Source organism: Xenorhabdus indica (genome assembly GCF_014467235.1).
Lineage (GTDB): Bacteria > Pseudomonadota > Gammaproteobacteria > Enterobacterales > Enterobacteriaceae > Xenorhabdus > Xenorhabdus indica.
Genome location: NZ_NKHP01000017.1, coordinates 34,333 through 55,201 on the forward strand (window position 1 = coordinate 34,333; position 20,869 = coordinate 55,201).

Below are 20,869 nucleotides of genomic sequence, written 5' to 3' on the forward strand. Positions count from 1 at the left end.
TCATATAGTGCCAACACGCATTCCACCATCCAGTGAGATCACTGCAGTATTGAGATAATTGGTTTTACAACTCGCCAAAAATCCCACAACTTCAGCCACATCATCTGACGTTCCCCAACGCCCGACAGGCACAATCGAACGCACAATCTTATCTTCTGCCGCAGATTCCATCGGGCCAGAACTGACGAACTGCTCCAGCATGTCAGTTTTGCAAATCCCCGGCGCAACGGCAGTGACACTGATATTCAACGGTCCCAGTTCACGCCCCCAGGATTCTGTAGCAGAAATTAATCCCGCTTTTGATGCGCCATAAGCAGCACTTCCCGCAGCTCCCCAAATGCCAGCAACGGAAGCGATATTGATAATGCGTCCATATTTCTGCTGCGCCATATGGCGAACAAAAATCGTTGTACAGTTGAAAGCACCGACCAGATTGACATCGATCACTTTGGCGGACTCCGGCAACCCTTTGCCCGACAGGCAGAAAGCCCGGTGGATAATGCCTGCATTGTTCACCAGAACGGTGATCGTCTTGCCTAATGTTTCCGTGATCTGTTGCTCCGCCCGTTCGACGGAGGCAACATCAGTCACATCCATTTCAAAAATTGTCAGGGATTCAGGGTGCCCAAGGCGCTCCTTCAGGAGCGCCAGTTTTTGTATGCTGATATCCGTTGCAGCCACCAGATAACCAATATCCAACAGTGTCTTGGTGATCGCGGTGCCAAATCCCCCTGCCGCGCCGGTTACAACAGCAATTTGCCGACTCATCCAGCCAGCCCTTCTTTAAATGTGATATCAATCACCTTGCGGGCATTTGCCATTGCATCAAAGATCCGCTCTTCGAAGAAACGGACATCATCCTGTGACATCAACAGGTTGGGGTACATGCGAGACAATGGAGAGAACTGAATGCCATAGCGTTTGGAAATTTCACGAATAATGATGTCGCAGAATTTAACCTTATCGCTGTAACCTTCAGAAGAGGTGACAGGCGTATTCTGAGAGTGATAAACCAATGCGGTCGGCATTCCCTGTACAACCAGTGGCAGGTCAACAGCTTCTGCGGCTTTCACAAAGACATTGGAAATCTGGCGCATAACGTCACCCATGCGCTCATAGCAGCCGGGATCTTCCTCAATCAACCTGAAAGTTGTCTGGATAGCAGCCAGCCCAAGCGGATAACCATTGAAAGTCCCTGCGTGGATGACTTTCCCACGGGTGTACAAATTCATAATGTCACGGCGACCAGCAATAGCGGAGATTGGCATAGCACCACCACCCAATGCCTTACCGAAAGTGGCCAGATGAGGGGTTACCCCCAGTATTTTCTGTGCGCCTCCCAACCCCAAACGAACACCGGTGATGATTTCGTCGAAAATCAGCACAATATTATATTTCTCACACAGTGCTTTGGTTTTTTCCAGATAGTCTTCAACAGGGAAAATACCCCCGCCGTTAATGCAAATCGGCTCCATCAGAACAGCAGCGATTTCATTGTGGTAGCGCTCTACGGTGGCCGTTAATATATCAATGTCATTCCACGGCAGCATGAAAGACTGATCAGTAATGACTTTAGGATCGCGTCCTAATGTATCTAACAAGTCACCTTTAAACTGCTCTGGCACCGGGTAAGTCAGATCCTGCTTCTTGCGCCAGCCCATAATGTTGTCAGCATTGCCATGATAGTGACCGTGGAAACGAATAAAACGGTTTTTGCCGGTAAAAGCACGAGCAAGGCGCAACGCATTTTGTACCGCCTCTGTTCCGCTCAGGCAAAAACGGACCATTTCGGCACAAGGGATGTGTTTGACCATCGTTTCACAAACACCGACTTCCAAATCACAGGTGTCAACGGAAGTCACTTTATTCATGTATTCGATCAACGAACTGTTGTAAGCCTCATTGTGATGCCCAACCAGTAATGCCCCAAATTTGCAGAACATATCCAGATGTTCATTGCCATCCAGATCCCACACACGGGATCTTTCCCCACGGTTAAACGGGATCACCAACGGACGCTCAGGATCACCAAAGTTATAGTGTGATCCGCCGGGCATCAGATCCCAACATCTTTTATAAAAGCCTTTTGAATTGTCCAGACATAATTTTGTTGAAGCATCCATAGATTCTTTACTCCTCACCTTTGATTCTTGCTCATATTTTTGGTCGGATTGTTCGTGATCGGATTGTTTTTGATCAGACAGTTCGTGATTAAGCAACATATGCCGTTTCACTTGTTCAGGTACAACAACATTGAGTAATTCGAGTAATGCGATACGGGTCAGATAAGCCGCCCCATTCATCAACAGCTTAGCAATCTTACTGACATGTCTGTTTTCAACCGCTTCAAATGGCGTGCCTTTCAGCCATTCGTTCATGGCACCCATAGCCGCACCGCACCAGATTTGGTAATCCATATTGCGTACAGAATCACCGCTAATCGCCCAACGGGACGATTGACCGAGATACCATTGGAAGACCAGCGCCATTTTTTTCTTCGGCTGTTTTTCTGCTTTGGCAATGGTGTCGGGTTGGTTGATGGTATGAAAATAGTGGATAGTTTCCTGCCAGATGTCTGACAGAGGTTTATGAAATACCTGTTTTTCCAGCAGGGTTATTTCTTGTTCCGGTATGTCATCCAGACTGTCATATTGTTTATATAAGTTATACAGTTTCTGCGCCCGCACAGCGTACATACTACCCTGTTTCAATACCTGTACTTTGGCGCCTAGCTCAAACATATCCGCTGATGGTGCAGTGGTAACATCATTGATACGGGCTTGTGCCAGCATTTTTTTCACAGCATCAGATGTTCCCGCTTCCACACAGCTCTGGTTAATTGAACCAGTGACAACATAAGCGGCTCCCAGTGCAAAAGCCGCCAGAATGGCATGAGGTGTTCCCAAACCACCCGCAGCGCCAATCCGTACTTGGTAACAATTATGGGCTCCGTTTTGGGTTTCATCTGCGATTTCATTCCGTAGCTGTACTTCATCCCGTAGCTGTACAATGGAACGGAAAATACAGGCCAGCACACCCTGATCGGTATGCCCGCCGGAATCGCCTTCTACGGTAATGTCATCTGCCATTGAAACCTGTCGTGCCAGCTTTGCCTGTTCCGGGGTGATAAGCCCGTCTGTCAGTAGTTTTTGCAGTATGTTTTCGGGAGCCGGATGCAAGAAGTGCTGTGCTACTTCCCGACGGGAAACTTTGGCAATCAGGCGATGGTGACGCAGGATTGTGCTATCAGGCTGTTGGGCCAGACCACTGACACGGTAATAGACCAGCGCCGGACTGAGATTAATATAGGCCGATGCTTCAATTACCCGCACCTGATTTTCTATACACAGACGCACACAAGCCATTTCCCATTCAGGATTGCCGGGATTGTGCAGCAAATTGACGCCGAATGGCCCTCCCGGCAATGCCTGCCGGATACGTGCAATGGCTTCTGCGATCCGCTGGATACGTAATCCACCGGAACCAAAGATCCCTAAAATGCGCTGTTTGCCTAATGCGATAACCATCTCTTCAGAGTGGATACCGTTAGCCATAGCACCAGCATAATAGGCGTAATCCACACCATAATCCGCCATGAAGCCGGCATCGCCTAAACTGCTTGCCGTTATTGCCGGCAGGCTACCCAGAACGGAAGCCTCTTCTGTCACCGGCTCATCTGCTGATAACAGTGAAACGGATGTGCCGGATTTTATAACCCGCAGTTCGGCAGCCAAATCTTGCAAACGGGAGAGGCTTTCCATCAACAGATGTGTCTTTGGTTGGTGACCCGATAAATTGACCGATAAGTGCTGATTCATTTTGTGGTGTCCTGTTCCATTTCTGCTACACCTGTTCCGGTCATTTGCTGTGACTGACGACGGACATACCGCACTCCCATATTGTCACTTATCCCCACCACACTGCCGCGGTACAACGTTTCTGCAATGAAAAACAGGGTGACAGATTCCAATTTGTCGTTTATGTCCGTATAGCGGGCTTCAATAGATTTACAGGTCAGCCGGTATTGCAGCACATTCCGCTCACATTGCACTTCACCACGGAATTTGGCATTGGTTGTATGATCGGTCAGCGTCTGCACTTCCAGATCAGGCAGGGAATTTAATCCAAGATAGAATAGGTAGAATTTCATCAATTGTTCCGAGCCTTCCACCAGCAATGTTCCCGGCATAACAGGATCATTTTTGAAATGTGCCTTAAATGCCCAGTGTTCAGGATCGATATCAAACTCACCCACTATCTGCCCCAGACCAAACATTCCCCCCATTGTGTCAACGCTGAGGATCCTGCTTAACATACGGGTATCAGGTGTACACAGGTTTTCGCCATAGATACGGCCATATTGGGGACCGAAACAGGCAGTCAGATCACCCTTCATCACGTAGGTGATGTCCTGCTCAGTGAATGTTGTCCGGCCACAATGCAGCAATTCCTTATGTAAGAATTCGGCATATGACGGCTCATGTTGTGATTGTCTGTTTTTTGATAACAGCGTGAACGGTTTTGCCGCTCCGTCTGGTTTGGCTCTGGTAAGATAGGCCCTGGTATCAAATTCTCCCGCTTTCTCAATTTCTTTACGGCTGAAGAAACCGGAAGCCGCTACCAGTCTGAATACCAGGCGTTCCCCCACATAGCAGAAGTACTCATAGTTCGCCAGAAAACGACCACCTATCCGTATGACTGAGGTGATATTGACACGTCCACGCAATACTTCGCCTGCCTTTGGCATTTCGCTGTAAATTGTCGTGCTGCAATCCACCGCCCGGTAACAAAGCTGTCCTTTGAACATCATGTCACAGCCTATAACTGTAAACGCTACGATCATCGCATGAGATGATTCCAGCGCGACAAAGGAAGGAACACGGCCATTCACGACATACCATGCCTCTTCAGGAATATCGTATTCCCATTCAATGTAGCAGGGTTCCAGTTTGTCTTTTACAGCAGAAAGCGCCGTAATGCGGGAAACAAACATAAACGGTGGCGATGGCATACGGGTACGTATCGGATAGCTGTCCACTTCCGCATAATCAGCCCCCAGAATCTTCTCCACGCTGCCGTCGGTTAATTCCAGTAATTGTTGTTCGTCAAAAATGACCGGCAAAGTTATCTCTGATTTTTTCGGCATAGCCGATTTGGGCATAACCTTTGTAACAGCAGGTTCGGTAACTGTCATGGGTTGCGAATTTATTGACGGTGTGCCCGGCATGTCTGCCAAATGTTGTTTTATCAATTGATAAAATGTCTGTTCCAATTGCAGATAACGCAGTTGGGTATTAGCATTGCGGATGAAATGGTTAACTTCCATCGACAGTGGCATTTCCTGAATTGTTTCTGCCTTGCTTAGGTCTGCCTTGCTTGGCTCATTTGACGGTACAGCCGCCGCCAGCGCTGCGAAACGATCCACGGCCTGAGCGTTAAGAATGAATTCCTCTACTGTTTTTTCTCTCGCAACATAGACTGTCACTTTCAGGCCAGGCTGATCTGACGCCGGTAACCTGGTTGGACGAGCACGTTTTCCACTCTGGGGTTCACTTAAGATCACATGATTGTAGGCGCGGTCAATACCCAAGTGACTGATTGCAGCACGACGAGGCGCTTTGACTGGCGCTGGCCACGCCTGAGTTTGTACTGGTAAGTGGAATTTTCCCTCTGCATAATGTGCCAACTCCTGACGATGAGGATAATCCGGCAATACCGGTAAGTATCGTTGTGTCAGTTGCAGGGCCGATTTAATAATGCCGAACAGACCAGCAGATGCAGACAGATGTCCGTAATTGGCTTTCAGAGTGCCGATAGCCGTCTTTGGTTGCCCGTCTGTCGCACCATAGACCCGCCCCAACGCAGACAGTTCAGTTGCAATCTCTCCAGATTTGCCGCCCGCATACAACTCAACATAACCGACCTGCTCTGCGCGACAACCGGCTGCGGTCAAGCTTGATTGCGCGGCTGCCACAATGGCATCTTCATTTACTGTGAAATCAAGGGAGTGATCAGGCAAATAGCAAGTACCAATCCCCTCCAACACGGCATAAATCGGTGTATTGTCACTAATGGCATCCTGTTCGCGTTTGAGAACAATCACTCCACCACCATCCCCGACTATCTGATTTCCGTGCTCAGACTGGTGATCCCACAACACATTTTCCAGAGTGCCGCCGAAACTGCTACAGGCAACCATCACCGCATCTACGTGTTGTCTGCTCAGCATAAACTGAGCTAACTCTAATGCTTTAAACGGAGAATTTTCTTCACCATAGAGCGTAAATGCCGGGCCATTCAGCTTCAAATGTGCCGCCAGACGGCTCGCCACAATATTACCAATCCCCCCGGTAATACCTTCGGGATAAGGTTTCGGGAACAGACTATCTTTTACGATCTCCTGCAAAGCGAGGGTATCTTCTGCCGATAATTGAATACCGTGACGACTCAGGCTCTGTTTCAATTGCCAGCTAATTTCATTGCGTACCTGATAACGCAGACAGCTATAATCGATTCCTCCTGCCACAATTACGGCAATATTGCGCTTATTGCCATCCAATTGATAACCAGCATCAAGAAATGCGCGTTCCGCGATAGGCAACAGGAACAGGTGACAACTTAAATGTGCTCCGACAACATTCGGAGGTAATTTGAATTTCTTACAGTCAAATTCAAATGTTTCGATATAGGAGCCTAACGGTGGCTGGCTCACTCCACGCATTGCCAACACATCAGAGCGTTTCTCCATGCCAATCCAACGGGTTTTCGGCAGTGGATAGAAGTGCTGAGTGCCTTGCTGTAAGGCCTGATCCAGCGTCTGATTATCCTCAGTTTTCGCCATATGTACGCCAATACCAACAATGGCCAGCGGATCAATTTTCTGCGTTTTTTCTGACTGGAATGGTATACAGGCCGCTCGTCGTTCAGGGGTATCTTCACTGACGACCATATGCCCGTTGACACCACCGAAACCAAAGGCATTAATACCCGCACGTTTAGGTCGCTGACTTTCAGGCCAGGGTCTGGCTTTCCGCACAATATGATCGATATTGAGCTTCCCTTTGGGTGTTGAAACCAGTTGATTGACCCGTGGCGTGGCAGGGATCAGATTATGCTGCATCGCTAACAAGACTTTCAGCAGACTGCCCATACCTGAGGCAGTAAGCATATGACCATTGATAGCTTTATTAGCACCAATTAATGGAATTTTTCCCTGTCCATCAAGATCATGTTCACCAAAAAAAGTTTCGATAGTCGATAGCTCGATTTGATCCCCGATATTAGTACCGGTTGCATGGCACTCAATGTAATCGATGTTCCGCGAACTATTCCGATAGGCGCGTTCTAATGCAACGCTCTGCCCTTGCTGATCGGGTACTAACAAATGCTTAGTACCCGCATCGTTGGACAAGCCAATAGATTCAACTATGCCATAGATTTTATCGTTATCACGGATAGCATCGGCGTAACGCTTGATAGCAACAATGCCAACACCTTCACCGGCTTTTACGCCTTTGGATGCTTTATCAAAAGGAATAGACTCACCCTTTTCAGGGAAAACCTGCAAAATATTAAATCCGTGGTCGATATAGATATGATCTACATGGCAAATTGACCCAACCAGCATCATGTCTGCCTTGTGGCTGAGAAGATAATCAGCACCCAGTTTGATGGCATACAGCGCTGACGCACATGCAGCATCAAGGCAATAACGGGGACCTGCCAGTCCAAGTGCCAATGCAGCAATTGTGGCATTGTGTCCGCCGGTTATTAAATTCTGGTCAGAATGATTAGCCTGTGGCCAGAATTGATTGAATTGAAAATCCGGTCGCCCAATTAATTTTTGAATATAGGGTTGTAATATTTTGTGATAGAACGGACTCATTAATCTTTTAGTTGAATGAGTCGGCATACCGATACTACCAAGAATGAGTCCCGTTTTTTGCAATACATTTTTATGCTGGCGATAGCCACTGTCGTTTAATGCCTGATCTGCCGCATAAATTGTCCATTTAAATAGATCATCCAGTGTATTTAATTCTTCTTCCGGCAAGTTATATCCTTTACCATCAAAATGAAAATCACGGACGTGCCCATTATTGACATAATTGATGGTGTCAGGTGTACCGGCAACCGGAGAATAATAACAAGCCGGATCAACCCCCAATTCCAGAGCCGATAAAGGTGTGGAACAATCCTTTTCGTGTAACAGGTTATCCCAATATTTTTCAGGGGTATCTGCTCCGGGAAATAAACACCCGACCCCAACAATTGCAACATGTTCCATAAAGGAGAGACTCCTTAATATGATAGCGTTCCCCTGAGCGAATATTTTCACTCAGGTATATTAGCAACCTGACTTTTATTATTTATAACTCATGATTATTTTTCGTTATTCAGCATAATTTTTTCACTATTTAATTTCTTCATTATTTAATGACTCCATTAAATAATGGAGTCATTCTTTTATGATTTTTACACTTTCATTTTTCAAATTGCAGCGTTATTACTTACATTCCGTAGTTGATTAGGTATCGTTTTTTTCGGAGCCATATAAGTTTTCCCTCCAATGGTAATTTGACGCGAACGGGGATCACTAAACTCACGTACAAAACGTTTTGTTCCTTCGTCAAGGGGAATAATCACCATGTTCTGAGCCTCATAAGCCCGTTTGAGAACATCACTGACCATACCGCCATCCCACGGCCCCCAATTCACTGAACGGATTATCTGACTGTTTTTGCCACCGAAAGGCAGGTAGGCAAATTTATTCAGCGTCTCGTTTGCCAGTGAATAATCGGTTTGCCCCGCATTACCAAAGAAGCCGGAAACTGATGAAAACAGCATGATATGACGCAGAGATGTGCAATCCAGTCCACGACATACGTTTTCAAGCCCTTTGACTTTGGCATGAAAGACCGAATGTAAATCCGCCAGCGTTTTCTTTTCGATCCGCTTATCCGCCAGATTTCCGGCACCATGAATTAAGCCTGTTATCGGCCCAAACTGCTGCCGGGCTTGCTCCAATGCCCTCTTCACCTGTTCTTGAACAGTGATATCGCAATGCAGATATATAACCCGCGCGCCCGCTTGCCTGATCGCTTGTAATGTGACGTTGATTTCGTCGATATGGATCAGGCGGTTTAACATACTATTAACCTTAACCGGTGTCGGCTGAATCCCTTGTGCTTGCAAATGGGCAATAGCTGCCGTTTTGCGTTCAGCCAAGGTTGTTTTGCCTACAGACCATTCCGGCAACGGTGCAGTTATATCGGTGCGTCCGAGCAGAATAAAAGCCGCCTGACTCTGTTTTGCCAGTTCAATAACACAGTGTGCTGTAATGCCACGGGCTCCCCCAGTCACAACCAGTACATCATGGGAGCTGACTTGCATGGCCGATGCCGCTGATAATACTTTCTCTTCCTTCAACGCCAATGTCATGCGTTCACCGTTGACACTGCGTCCAATTTCTGCCACATCAGTCCGGCTATCCTGAAGCTCTTCTATCACTATCTTGGCTACGTCGCTGTCTTTCATTCTGGCATCAATGTCTATGGTGCGGCAGAAGACATTCCCCCATTCAATATTCAGCGATTTGGTCAATCCAGTGATGCCCGCAGAAACAATCGGTAAGTATTCACGCCCGGAAGTCAGCAGTTCACCATCCCCCCGCATAATTACCATGAAGTATCCCGGCTGTTTTCCGTCACGGGTAAGGCTGCTTTGCAGGCGTTTTGCCAACAGGAAAGTGGTTTCAACTGAGTGGTAATCCTGCTCATTGAATACATCAGCCAATGCCTTAACCCCCTGTTTCAGAGCCTGCAAATAGATGACTCCTTCAATAGTGCCATGTTGCTGTTCAATATCTGTCAGTACAGCATCCAGCACAGATTCGTCACCCATTGCGGCCTGATTTTGCTTCAGTGACAGAACGACCACTTGCTGTCCCCGCTGTTCCAGTGCTTCCACGATGTTCTCTACAACCGTCTTATCTGCGACTAGGTTATCCACACTGGTTGTTCCCTCATCCACCACCAGCCAGCGTTTGGAAGATGAAAAAACATCCTGCAAACAATCCGGCATTGGCAGAAGTTGTTTCACCACCGCAAAACGAGAAACGGGCGAATCTGCAAAGCGTTTTTCTTCATCTTCATTATTTAGTGCAATTTTATGATTCAGTTCAGGCTGAACCGCAGAGGACACCATCCGTTGCGATTCAGCTAGTGGCTTTTTTACGCTGTAGCCCTCAGATGAAGCCGTTGTCGAGGTGACAAATCCCAACGACCGCAATTTCTCGGATGCCCCGTTATTGCTTTCTGCAACAACAAATTGCTCTTTTTTATGGTGTTCTACAGGTGGCTGCACCTGTTCTGGCTCAGATCCGAGTCCTTTGTTATACAAAGCACTCACTGCTTCATCAATCATTTGTTTGAAGAAGTCACTCATCTTAGCAATAGTGCTCAACGAATCGACTTCGAAGTTTTCCATATCTTTATTTCTTGCTGTCTCACTATGAAGCCCCATGTTCGCAGAGAATGCATCAAACATCGCTCCGAAGATTTCCAGTCGCTTAATGGAGTCAATACCCAGATCCGCTTCCAGATCCATCTCTGAGCTGATCATATCCTGCGGATAACCCGTTCTTTCACTGACAATGTTGATCAATTGACTGATGATGCTTTCTTCAGTGATCCGCTCAAGATGTTTAATCAGTTTTTCTACTTCAGGATCAAGTACTTTTGTCTGTACTTTGGCGACCGCTTTTTCCGGTTCTGGCTCAGGCTTAATAGACTCATTAGCAGATTCAGAAGAAGCCATTGATACCACGGGTGTAACTGGAACTTCCTCAGTCTTAAGTATTTCCGTCATTTCTGGCATTTCTGGCATTTCTGGCATTTCTGGCATCATTGGACGCACTGCCTCAATTTTTTCCACCATTTCTACTGGCTGTATATTAGATACAGGGGCAGAAATAGATTCAGCCGCTTTTACCGGGGCGGAATATCCGACAACCGATTGAGTCAGACGGCTAACCGATGACATAACCGGTGTTACCTGCCCGGACTGGAACAGGCTCTGTTGCGTCATAAAATAGCGTTCATGATTGGTATGGTATAATTCGAGGTTTTTGTCCAACAGTTGAACGCTTTGACTCAAACTAGAGAGCATCGTTGGCAGGTTCTGGTGATCTTTGCAACTTTCCAGCAAACTGTATTGCTTCTCCAGTAACATACTCAACAACTGGATGTACTCTTTCTGATTTGTCTGAAATTGCTGGTGTAGTTGACTCATTACCTGTTGGGCCTGCAACAGTCCATTTAATGTGTCAGCATTTTGGCTTTCGCTCAATTTATTATTCTGTTCCATGGGGTTATCTCGTCTTTGAATAATTGTCAGAACGTTCTGTTGGAGAAATTCGGCTGAAACAGGTTGCTTGTGTTCAACCACCTTTTCAGTCTTCTTTTCAATCTTGCTTTTAACCTTGTTTTCAATATAACTTTCAACGGCATCTTCGACGTTATCGATGACTCCGCTTTCAACTTCATGTTCAGGGTAACTTTCAATTTCTTCTGCCAATACTGCCTTTTCTCGCTGTGGCAATGATCCCGCGATAAACCGCTCAACAACAGCATGATCACCATCACGCAAGGCATGTTGACGCCGAGCTTTATTTTTCTCGGATAAGAAGAAACCGCCGCTTAGCCTGAATGTCAGACGCTTACCTTTGTCTTCTTCCACCGGCTGGATGCGGACATGCTGGTTTATATCCCACAGCCTGACACCTTCTGCCAGTAATTTGGCCTGAGCACGGGCTAGCTGTAATCTCTCTTCCCCTTTATCACTGGGATTGGTTGAAATCACGGTATGTTCCCGGTTTTTCAAAATATCGGACACTAATTTGCCTAAGACACCTTTCGGCCCGAACTCAACAAATAAGCGCCCTCCCTGCTGGTAAATTGCCTCTATGGTCTGACGGAACTTAACTGGTTTTATCAGTTGTTCTGCCAACAATTCCCGAATTGCCCGTGGTGAATTGTCATAGGGTTCTGCTGTTGCGCTGGAGAATAATGTGCACTCTGGTGACTGGAAATGGATATCAGTCAAGCACTCACGGTAAGGCTGATAGGCCGGCTGAATAAATTTCGTATGGAAGGCGGCAGAGACAGGCAGAATACGGCAATGAATATTCTGTTTTTTCAACTCACCATATAGCTGATTAATCTGGTCAGTTTCTCCTCCAAAAACTACCTGCTGTTCAGAGTTATCATTAGCAATGACAATACCTGTATAACGTTGCAGAATTTCTTCACGTTGTGCATGGGTCAACGAAGCTGCCAGCATCGCACCAGCATCCGAATCAGGACCACAGAGCTGGCTAGCTGATGCGGCAGCCCATCCTCTTGCCAGAGAAACGCGGTGGAAATCTTTCTCGGAAAGTACTCCCGCAGCCCAAAGTGCGGTGACTTCGCCATAGCTGTGACCCGCGACAAAATCAGGCCTGAAGCCTATATTTTTTAATATATTAAAATAACCCGCACTGATTGCTCCCAATGCAGGCTGGGCATTGGCAGTGTCTGTCAGCCGTTGTTGCTGTTTCGTATGCTCTTCTTCTGAAAAGGCAGGTACGGGATAAATAACAGGGGATAATTCATGACCCGACTGACTGATAGCGACATCATCCAGTGCTTCCAGAGATTGACGCATTTCAGGATAGTCATTGGCAATATCCCGCGCCATATTGACATACTGCGAACCCTGACCGGGGAACAGAGCAACAATCTTACCATCCAGTGCTTTTCCTCTAGGCTGATAATAGATCCCGCGAGGATGTTCCCAACCACTGGTGTTATTTTGTTGTAATGGGTTTTGTTGTAACTGACTGACAGCGAGAGAGAGTAATTCCACGGTTTGTGCGACAGATTGAGAAACGAACACAATTCTGGCCTGATGCAGCTGTAAGTTCTCAATATCTTGTTGCTCCAGATGCCGACGAATAGCATTTTCCGGTAAATCACCAGTAAAGCCGGATAGAGCTGCCTCACAGTGTGAAAGCAATTCTGCGGGATTTTCACCTTTAAACAACATGATCCAAGGTGATTCATTCAACCGATAACGGCCGTGTGTCTGTTTTTCATACTCTTCCAGAATAGCGTGGAAGTTAGTACCACCAAAACCAAAGGCGCTTAATGCTGCCCGGCGTGGCGCATTGCTGAATGAACGTAGCCATGGTCTGGCTTCACTGTTGACATAGAAAGGGCTGTTTTCTGACATCAACAAATTGGTAGGCTTTTTCACATTAATAGTGGGTGGTAATACCTTATGGTGTAACGCCAGTGCAACTTTGATCATAGAAGCAGCGCCGGCTGCACAACGGGTATGTCCAATCTGGGATTTGATACTACCAATCGCCACTGATTTCGGGGGGATCTGAAACTCGCCAAACACAGCATGCAGACTTTTAAGTTCCGTATCATCACCTGATGCTGTCCCTGTACCGTGTGCTTCAACCAACTGAATATCACCCGGCACAATCCCCGCGCAAGCATAGGCTCGTTTCAGCGCTTTTACCTGCCCTTCCAGACGGGGGGCAAAAATACTTTTAGCACGACCATCACTGGAGGCTTCAACAGATTTTATGATTGCATAGATCTTATCACCATCCAGTTCAGCATCTTCAAGACGCTTCAAAACCAACATGCCTACACCATCCCCCAACATCATGCCATCAGCACTCTGATCGAAGGGGCGGGAGACATTATTTCGCGATAATGCAGGGGTTTTGCTGAAACACAGGAAAGAAAAAATGGAGTTTTCCAGATTGATACCACCTGTCAAGACCGCATCACAGCTACCAGAGTGTAACTCACCAATTGCGGCTTTGATTGCAGCAAGGCTGCTGGCACAGGCAGCATCCACCATATAAGATGTGCCACCAAGGTCAAAATAACTGGCAATTCTTCCGCAGGCAACATTGCCTAAAAACCCAGGGAAGCTATCTTCATTCCACTCAAGGTACATTCCGTGCGCGCGTTCAATAATATCGCTTGCCACTTCTTCAGAAAGACCTGACTTCATCATAATTTCGCGCAGGTAAGGAGCCTGCTGACGGGCAGCCAGCGAGAATGATGTATTACCATTACCGCCTCCCCCCAAAATTACACCAATACGCTCACGATCAACTTTACTGTTTTTCTGATCCAGCAAACCGGCATCCTGCATCGCCTGCTTAGCAACATACAGCGCAAATAACTGGGCTGTACTAAGCGAATCGAGAATTGCGGGTGGAATTTTGAACTCCACAGGGTCAAAATCAATAGCAGGCACAAAGCCAGCACGATGACCATAAGTTTTATCAGCGGCTGTTGGGTCTGGATGGTAAAAGTGTTCTTTTTTCCAATATTCTTCCTTTGACATCTCAGTGATATCGATCAGCGAATCCTTTTTGCCTATGATATTTTCCCAAAACTTATATAAATTCGGTGCATCTGGGAAATGAGTTGCCATCCCAACGATCGCAATATCCCCACTAATTTTCCTATCATGCAAAAAATACGTCTTGGACATACATTCCTCGCGTTTTGAACAAAACAGCCTCGTATCCAGCACATATTTAATGCACTGCATTGAGTGTTTTCACTGTCATTCACTGTCATCCGCTGTCAGGAACATCATTATTAACCTATTAAATACGCTTTCGAAATCTATTCGAATACACATAAATCAAGGTAGATTAGTAAGATATGCTGACAAGAATGTTACTTATATTTTTTGGATAAAACTTTTGTTCTCCCTCTCAATAACCCGGCTAATGAACCTGCCACAGCGGATGTGGCTCCAACCACAGTTTCAATAACTGTTATTTGTATTGGAGAAAGATGATCAATAGATAAAAAATGCGTCACAATAAAGATTAATGCTATGACACATGCACTAAAAGCATGAATTAAAAAATACATTGCGCTTTCATCAAGCTTATCATCTTTTTCAAAGTGTAATAAATTTGCTTTGATATCAAGGATAGTTTGTTTCTGTGTCACATAAGCTATCCATAAAGAAATAATATAGGATGTTCCTCCTGCACTAAAAGCCGCCACTGAAACGGTAATTACCTCTGTAAAATTACCACTTTCTTCTCGAAAATAACCATACGCCAGTAAGCCTGCAATCGCACCGGCAATAATTGCCCAAGGTAAAAAATAATTAAATATTATATGTGTATCACTGTCTTCTTTTCTTACCTCACCTTTTTTAATAGAAAATAGTTTTCCATATAATTCAACAGCGTAATGCTTAAGCCTGGAGACAATAAAACAACTTGAAAACACTACCAATAAAAAACTTATAATTAATGCTAACCAAATATTTAATTGTGATGAAAATGAAGTATTCTGTAATAAAAAATAAAAAGGAAGTAGTAATATAATATAAAATATTAAGGCATAAAGAGTAATCATCCCCCATAACTGATAAGTACTTCCACGCCCACTCATCAGAACATTTGATTCTCCAACTTTATTTAACAAAGTCCGATAAGTATATTTATCAGAATTAGCTTTGACATTATCATAAATAATTTCAAAAGAAACTGTAATGATAGAAATTAATGGATAAATAATAAGGTAAACACCTACTGAAGGCGGCTCTCCCCATATACCACAGAGAAAAAAGTAGATCCCACCAATAATAGTAATATCAATAAAAGCACGCACAATAGCATTGGAGAAATCAGCCATTGTCAGACTTTGTTTGAGGTTTAATACAACCATAACACTCTCCTTGTAAATCTGACTTACTATAGATAATTATCACTGATACCTTTTATATTTCACATTAACGCCTTACCGGCTATTTTTTCACTCTAATTGTAACTTGAAACCTATTGAGTGTATTTATTTTTTCTATGTTATAAATTTTATAATTCTTACCACTATAAATATATGCGACTGATATTTTCCGTAATAGCGTCTTTGTATACATCTAATTGACTATAGTTTCAATTTAAAAAAATTGACCCAATTTAAGAAAGAAAGTTAATTAATCATTTAAAAACAAATAATTAATACAACTTTACCTATATTAAAAGATTAATTATTTAGTGGTATATAAAAAAAATAATATACATCCTATAAATTTCAAATTGCAGTCAATAAAGCGGCAATTGAAAGATGAAAAGTATAAAAGGCTCTTCAGAATGAGGAGCCTGTAAACGTTATCTTTTCAATTGTGGATTTCAGCTAACATCTTTTTTGTTGCGGTCCAACCATAGAGAAAGCGCCTTCAAAGAGTCAGGCGTAAATTGATCACAACGGGCAGTAATTTCTTCAGGTGACAACCAGTAAACCGCAGAAACCTCTTCTTCCTGTAACGCAAATGGCCCGTGGCTGACACAGCTAAATAACCCTCCCCATGTACGGCAGATATCTTCCTCATAATAGAAAAGCCCATGCTCCGCAAAAGGAACTCCGGCAATCCCCAACTCTTCTTCGGCTTCACGACGGGCAGATTCAAGCATACTTTCCCCCATCACCACCACACCACCAGCAGTTGCATCCAATTTACCTGGGTAAAAATCTTTTGTTTCTGTGCGATGCTGAACCAATATTTTCCCCATTCCATCATGTACAACAATGTAAGTTGCCCGATGCCTCAAGTTTTGGCTACGCATTTGCTGGCGAGTTGCCTGCGCGATGACTTCATTCTCTTCATTAACAATATCAACCCACTCAATATTTACTGATTTTTCTTGAGTCATCCTGGAACCTTTACTAAATAATCTATGAGCCAATTCCTGCTGTGACAGCCTCTCTATCAACCAATTTTCAAATATGTATACAGGCACCTAACCGGAAAAATAAATCCACTCACACAGCTATGAAGGATCGATGGCATTTTACAGACAAACAAAACCAATGCTAATGTAATAAATCTAACATTTATCCTAACGTTACTATTACTGGAGGTTATATGATAGATCTATACTACGCTCCTACACCTAATGGCTATAAAATTTCACTGTTCCTTGAAGAAACCGGGCTCCCTTATACCATTCATCCGATCGATATCGGTGCTGGCGAACAATTTACCCCGGAATTTTTAGCTATCTCACCTAATAACAAGATCCCCGCAATTGTCGATCATGAACCTGCTGATGGAGGGGAACCAATATCTATCTTCGAATCAGGTGCTATCTTGCTCTATCTGGCAGAAAAAACCGGGAAATTTCTGAGCCAGAATGAACGGGAACGCATTCAACAACAACAATGGCTCTTCTGGCAAGTCGCGGGATTCGGCCCGATGCTTGGGCAAAATCACCATTTCCATCGTTATGCGCCAGAAGTCATACCCTATGCGATAAACCGCTATGTGGCAGAAACTCAGCGTTTATACAAGGTACTGAATACCCAATTGGAAAAAACACCGTATCTTGGCGGCAATGAATACAGTATCGCTGATATCGCCACCTATCCGTGGGCGCTGTGTTATGAACATCAAAAAATCAATTTGCAGGATTACCCTGCTGTTGAAAAATGGCTCGAAAATATCAGTCAACGGCCAGCAACAAAGGCAGCATACAAATAATGATGGAAGTTCGTTTAGTCACGAAACTTTTCACTAAAACTTGATGTTGATAACAGATAACAGCATATTTCGCTGCTGTATAAGCCATCACTTGCTATAGTCAATCAATGATTATACCGATGGATTTCAAGTTACAGCTAACAAAGCTGTAACTTGAAAGACGAGAGAATATCCACTTTTGGTCACAGGGGGTGGTTATGTATATTTTAGTTACGGGAGGAACAGGACTGATAGGTCGCAAGTTAATCTATCAATTGCTTTCACTCTCCCACTCTATTACCATTTTGAGCCGTTCTCCACAGAAGGTTTACTCTTTGTTCAGCGATAAGGTGAAATGCTGGACGACATTGAATGAACAGAGCAATCTGGATGATTTTGATGCAGTTATCAATCTTGCTGGTGAGCCTATCGCTGATAAGCGCTGGACACCAGAACAAAAAAATAAACTTTGCCAGAGTCGCTGGCAATTAACGGAAAAACTCAGCGATTTAATTAGGGCTGGTGAGTCCCCCCCTTCTGTTTTTATTTCCGGTTCAGCCGTTGGGTATTATGGTGATCAGGGGCAAGCTGTTATTTCAGAAAATGATCCTCCCCATGATGAATTCTCTCACCAGCTTTGTGAACGCTGGGAAAAACTGGCATTACAAGCTAAAAGCGAAAAGACCAGGGTATGCCTGTTACGGACAGGTATCGTCTTAGCCAATAATGGGGGAGCATTGAAAAAAATGCTGCCTCTGTTCCGTTTGGGGTTTGGAGGTGCGGTAGGAAGTGGCAAACAATATATGCCGTGGATCCATATTGATGATATGGTCAACGCCATCTATTACTTGCTGGTTTCGCCAGAACTGGCTGGCCCTTTCAATATGACTGCGCCCTATCCTGTTCATAATGATCAGTTCAGTGCGATATTGGCAAGGATCCTGCGTCGCCCCACTTTTATTCGTATACCTGCTTTTGTATTAAGAATCGCAATGGGAGAAGCAGCGACACTGGTTTTAGGTGGACAACAAGCTGTGCCCAAGCGATTGGAAGAAGCCGGATTCGGCTTCCGCTATTTTGAATTAGAAGAAGCCTTAAAGAGTTTATTAAAGGAAAATGCTAATCAGCATTAAACATCTGTGAGTTTCGCACCCTGCCAACGATTGAATAAATCCTCTGGCAATTCAATATCAAACTGATCAAGTACACGATTAACTGTCTGGTCAATAATATCCTGAATACACTCAGGGCGGTGATAAAACGCAGGAACTGGCGGCATTATCACTGCCCCTACTTCAGCAGCCTGAGTCATTAACCTCAAGTGTCCCAAATGCAATGGTGTTTCTCTGACTCCCAACACCAATTTACGCCCTTCTTTCAAGACAACATCTGCGGCACGGGTGATTAAGCCATCTGTGTAGCTATGCACAATACCCGATAATGTTTTGATAGAACAAGGTAAAATCACCATCCCTGATGTCTTAAATGATCCCGAAGAGATAGAGGCAGCGATATCACGATTATCGTGCACAACATCGGCAAGAGCCTGAACTTCCCGCAAGGTATAGTCAGTCTCCAGAGCCAATGTCTGTCGGGCTGATTGGCTGATCACTAAATGCGTTTCAATATCTTCTACAGGCTGTAAGACTTGCAGTAATCGGATACCATAAATCGCACCACTTGCTCCTGTCAGCCCGACGATCAGTTTTTTCATGTGTCCCTCTGAGATACCAGAAATAACGCAATGATAATAGGAATATAATTATCCTTCATTATATATTTCTAAGCTCTCAATTTCGCTCTGTCCGCGCAATTTCATGGCATCATCCTTACGCAGATTTTCCAGATAATCGAGATAAATCTGGTCAATGTCTTTTGTGACATAGATACCATCAAAAACTGAACATTCAAATCTTTCAATATCTGGATTTTCTTCACGCACCGCAGCAATCAGATCAGTGAGATCTTGGTATATCAACGCATCAGCGCCAATGAGCTGGCGGATTTCATTGATTTCCCTGCCATGAGCAATTAATTCATTGGCGTTGGGCATGTCAATTCCATATACATTCGGGAAACGAACTTCAGGCGCAGCCGAAGCAAAATAGACTTTCTTAGCACCCGCTTCACGCGCCAACTCCACAATTTGTTCTGATGTCGTACCACGTACAATGGAATCATCCACCAGCAATACATTTTTACCGCGGAATTCCGCACGATTGGCATTCAGTTTACGCCGAACTGACTTCCGGCGCTCCTGCTGTCCAGGCATAATAAAAGTGCGTCCGACATAACGGTTTTTAACAAATCCCTGACGGTAAGGTTTATCCAGAATATGAGCAATCTCCAGTGCCACATCACAAGACGTTTCAGGAACAGGGATCACAACATCTATCTGTAACTCTTCCCATTCACGGGCAATTTTTTCACCCAGTTTCCTACCCATACGTAACCGTGCGTTATAGACAGAAATTTTGTCAATAAAGGAGTCAGGACGGGCAAAATAAACAAATTCAAACAGACAAGGTGTTAATGAAGGATTTTCTGCACACTGGCGCGTAAATAATTGGCCCTGCTCAGTGATATAAATTGCTTCGCCAGAAGCGACATCCCGCAGGAATTCAAACCCTAAGGTATCAAGTGCCACACTCTCTGATGCCACCATATATTCACTGCGTCCATCTGCCAGTATGCGTTTCCCCAATACCAGAGGCCGGATACCATTTGGATCGCGGAAAGCCACCAGACCATGACCAATAATCATAGCAACACAGGCATAAGCACCACGAATTCTCCGGTGCATTGCCGCTACTGCCGCGAAGATATTATCTGGCTCTAATGGGAAATGCGGGAATTTGGTTAATTCATCAGCAAAAACATTCAGCAGGATTTCAGAATCAGAAGTGGTATTAACATGGCGACGGGCATTTTCAAACAGGATTTTTTTCAATTCATGAGAGTTTGTCAGATTGCCATTATGTGCCAATGTGATACCAAAAGGAGAGTTGACATAGAAAGGTTGTGCTTCAGAAGCGCTGGAACTACCCGCTGTTGGGTAACGGACATGCCCTATTCCGATAGTCCCCTGTAAACGTAACATGTGTCGTGTTTCAAACACATCTTTAACCAAACCATTGGCCTTACGTAAACGGAACTCATTGTTACCATCAATAGTCGCAATACCTGCTGCATCCTGTCCACGGTGCTGAAGCACCGTTAATGCATCATAAATCGACTGGTTAACCGATGTAAAACCAACGATACCAACAATACCGCACATGTAGTCTTTCCTCATCAGTCAGGCGGAGAG

At 44.8% G+C, this 20,869-nt stretch carries 10 protein-coding genes; 2 read left to right on the forward strand and 8 right to left on the reverse strand.

From position 1 onward, the window contains the following. The 6 genes from Xind_RS13480 to yfcD form a co-directional block, all read right to left on the reverse strand. Positions 1-768: an SDR family NAD(P)-dependent oxidoreductase gene (locus tag Xind_RS13480; RefSeq protein ID WP_047678446.1), complete on the reverse strand. Its 768-nt coding sequence runs from the start codon at positions 766-768 to the stop codon at positions 1-3. Next, entirely contained in the window at positions 765-3,818 is a 3,054-nt protein-coding gene (locus tag Xind_RS13485) for a PfaD family polyunsaturated fatty acid/polyketide biosynthesis protein (RefSeq protein WP_047678448.1), read from the reverse strand. The genes Xind_RS13480 and Xind_RS13485 overlap by 4 nt, the downstream gene beginning before the upstream one ends. After that, positions 3,815-8,287 carry a polyketide synthase family protein gene (locus Xind_RS13490; RefSeq protein WP_187650254.1) on the reverse strand — a complete coding sequence of 1,491 codons (4,473 nt, stop codon included), beginning with the start codon at positions 8,285-8,287 and terminating at the stop codon, positions 3,815-3,817. Before Xind_RS13490 ends, Xind_RS13485 begins: the two co-directional genes overlap by 4 nt. Before the next feature lie 203 nt (positions 8,288-8,490). After that, positions 8,491-14,565 carry a type I polyketide synthase gene (locus tag Xind_RS13495; RefSeq protein WP_187650255.1) on the reverse strand — a complete coding sequence of 2,025 codons (6,075 nt, stop codon included), beginning with the start codon at positions 14,563-14,565 and terminating at the stop codon, positions 8,491-8,493. Between the two features lie 191 nt (positions 14,566-14,756). Then, entirely contained in the window at positions 14,757-15,767 is a 1,011-nt protein-coding gene (locus tag Xind_RS13500; protein ID WP_187650256.1) for a DUF6347 domain-containing protein, read from the reverse strand. Between the two features lie 464 nt (positions 15,768-16,231). After that, complete coding sequence (gene yfcD, locus Xind_RS13505; RefSeq protein ID WP_047678456.1) at positions 16,232-16,753, reverse strand: NUDIX hydrolase YfcD; 522 nt, start codon at positions 16,751-16,753, stop codon at positions 16,232-16,234. A 212-nt stretch (positions 16,754-16,965) separates the two neighbouring features. On the opposite strand from yfcD, the gene Xind_RS13510 reads away from it, so the two are divergent. Together Xind_RS13510 and Xind_RS13515 are read left to right on the forward strand one after the other, a co-directional pair. Beyond that, a complete protein-coding gene (locus Xind_RS13510) occupies positions 16,966-17,580 on the forward strand; it encodes a glutathione binding-like protein (RefSeq protein WP_047678459.1) in 615 nt (204 codons plus the stop codon). 197 nt (positions 17,581-17,777) lie between these two features. After that, positions 17,778-18,692, forward strand: coding sequence for a TIGR01777 family oxidoreductase (locus Xind_RS13515; protein ID WP_047678466.1), 915 nt, complete (start codon positions 17,778-17,780; stop codon positions 18,690-18,692). Here the strand turns inward: Xind_RS13515 and Xind_RS13520 are convergent. After that, positions 18,689-19,273, reverse strand: coding sequence for a UbiX family flavin prenyltransferase (locus Xind_RS13520; RefSeq protein WP_047678469.1), 585 nt, complete (start codon positions 19,271-19,273; stop codon positions 18,689-18,691). The two genes, Xind_RS13515 and Xind_RS13520, sit on opposite strands and share 4 nt — an antisense overlap. Before the next feature lie 48 nt (positions 19,274-19,321). After that, complete coding sequence (gene purF / locus Xind_RS13525) at positions 19,322-20,839, reverse strand: amidophosphoribosyltransferase (RefSeq protein ID WP_187650257.1); 1,518 nt, start codon at positions 20,837-20,839, stop codon at positions 19,322-19,324. Between the last annotated feature and the right edge of the window lie 30 nt (positions 20,840-20,869).

Excerpts from the sequence above, each read along its gene's own strand:
- Xind_RS13480 (WP_047678446.1), bottom strand. The coding sequence starts at position 768 with ATGAGTCGGCAAATTGCTGTTGTAACCGGCGCGGCAGGGGGATTTGGC.
- Xind_RS13485 (WP_047678448.1), bottom strand. The coding sequence starts at position 3,818 with ATGAATCAGCACTTATCGGTCAATTTATCGGGTCACCAACCAAAGACA.
- Xind_RS13490 (WP_187650254.1), bottom strand. The coding sequence starts at position 8,287 with ATGGAACATGTTGCAATTGTTGGGGTCGGGTGTTTATTTCCCGGAGCA.
- Xind_RS13495 (WP_187650255.1), bottom strand. The coding sequence starts at position 14,565 with ATGTCCAAGACGTATTTTTTGCATGATAGGAAAATTAGTGGGGATATT.
- Xind_RS13500 (WP_187650256.1), bottom strand. The coding sequence starts at position 15,767 with ATGGTTGTATTAAACCTCAAACAAAGTCTGACAATGGCTGATTTCTCC.
- yfcD (WP_047678456.1), bottom strand. The coding sequence starts at position 16,753 with ATGACTCAAGAAAAATCAGTAAATATTGAGTGGGTTGATATTGTTAAT.
- Xind_RS13510 (WP_047678459.1), top strand. The coding sequence starts at position 16,966 with ATGATAGATCTATACTACGCTCCTACACCTAATGGCTATAAAATTTCA.
- Xind_RS13515 (WP_047678466.1), top strand. The coding sequence starts at position 17,778 with ATGTATATTTTAGTTACGGGAGGAACAGGACTGATAGGTCGCAAGTTA.
- Xind_RS13520 (WP_047678469.1), bottom strand. The coding sequence starts at position 19,273 with ATGAAAAAACTGATCGTCGGGCTGACAGGAGCAAGTGGTGCGATTTAT.
- purF (WP_187650257.1), bottom strand. The coding sequence starts at position 20,839 with ATGTGCGGTATTGTTGGTATCGTTGGTTTTACATCGGTTAACCAGTCG.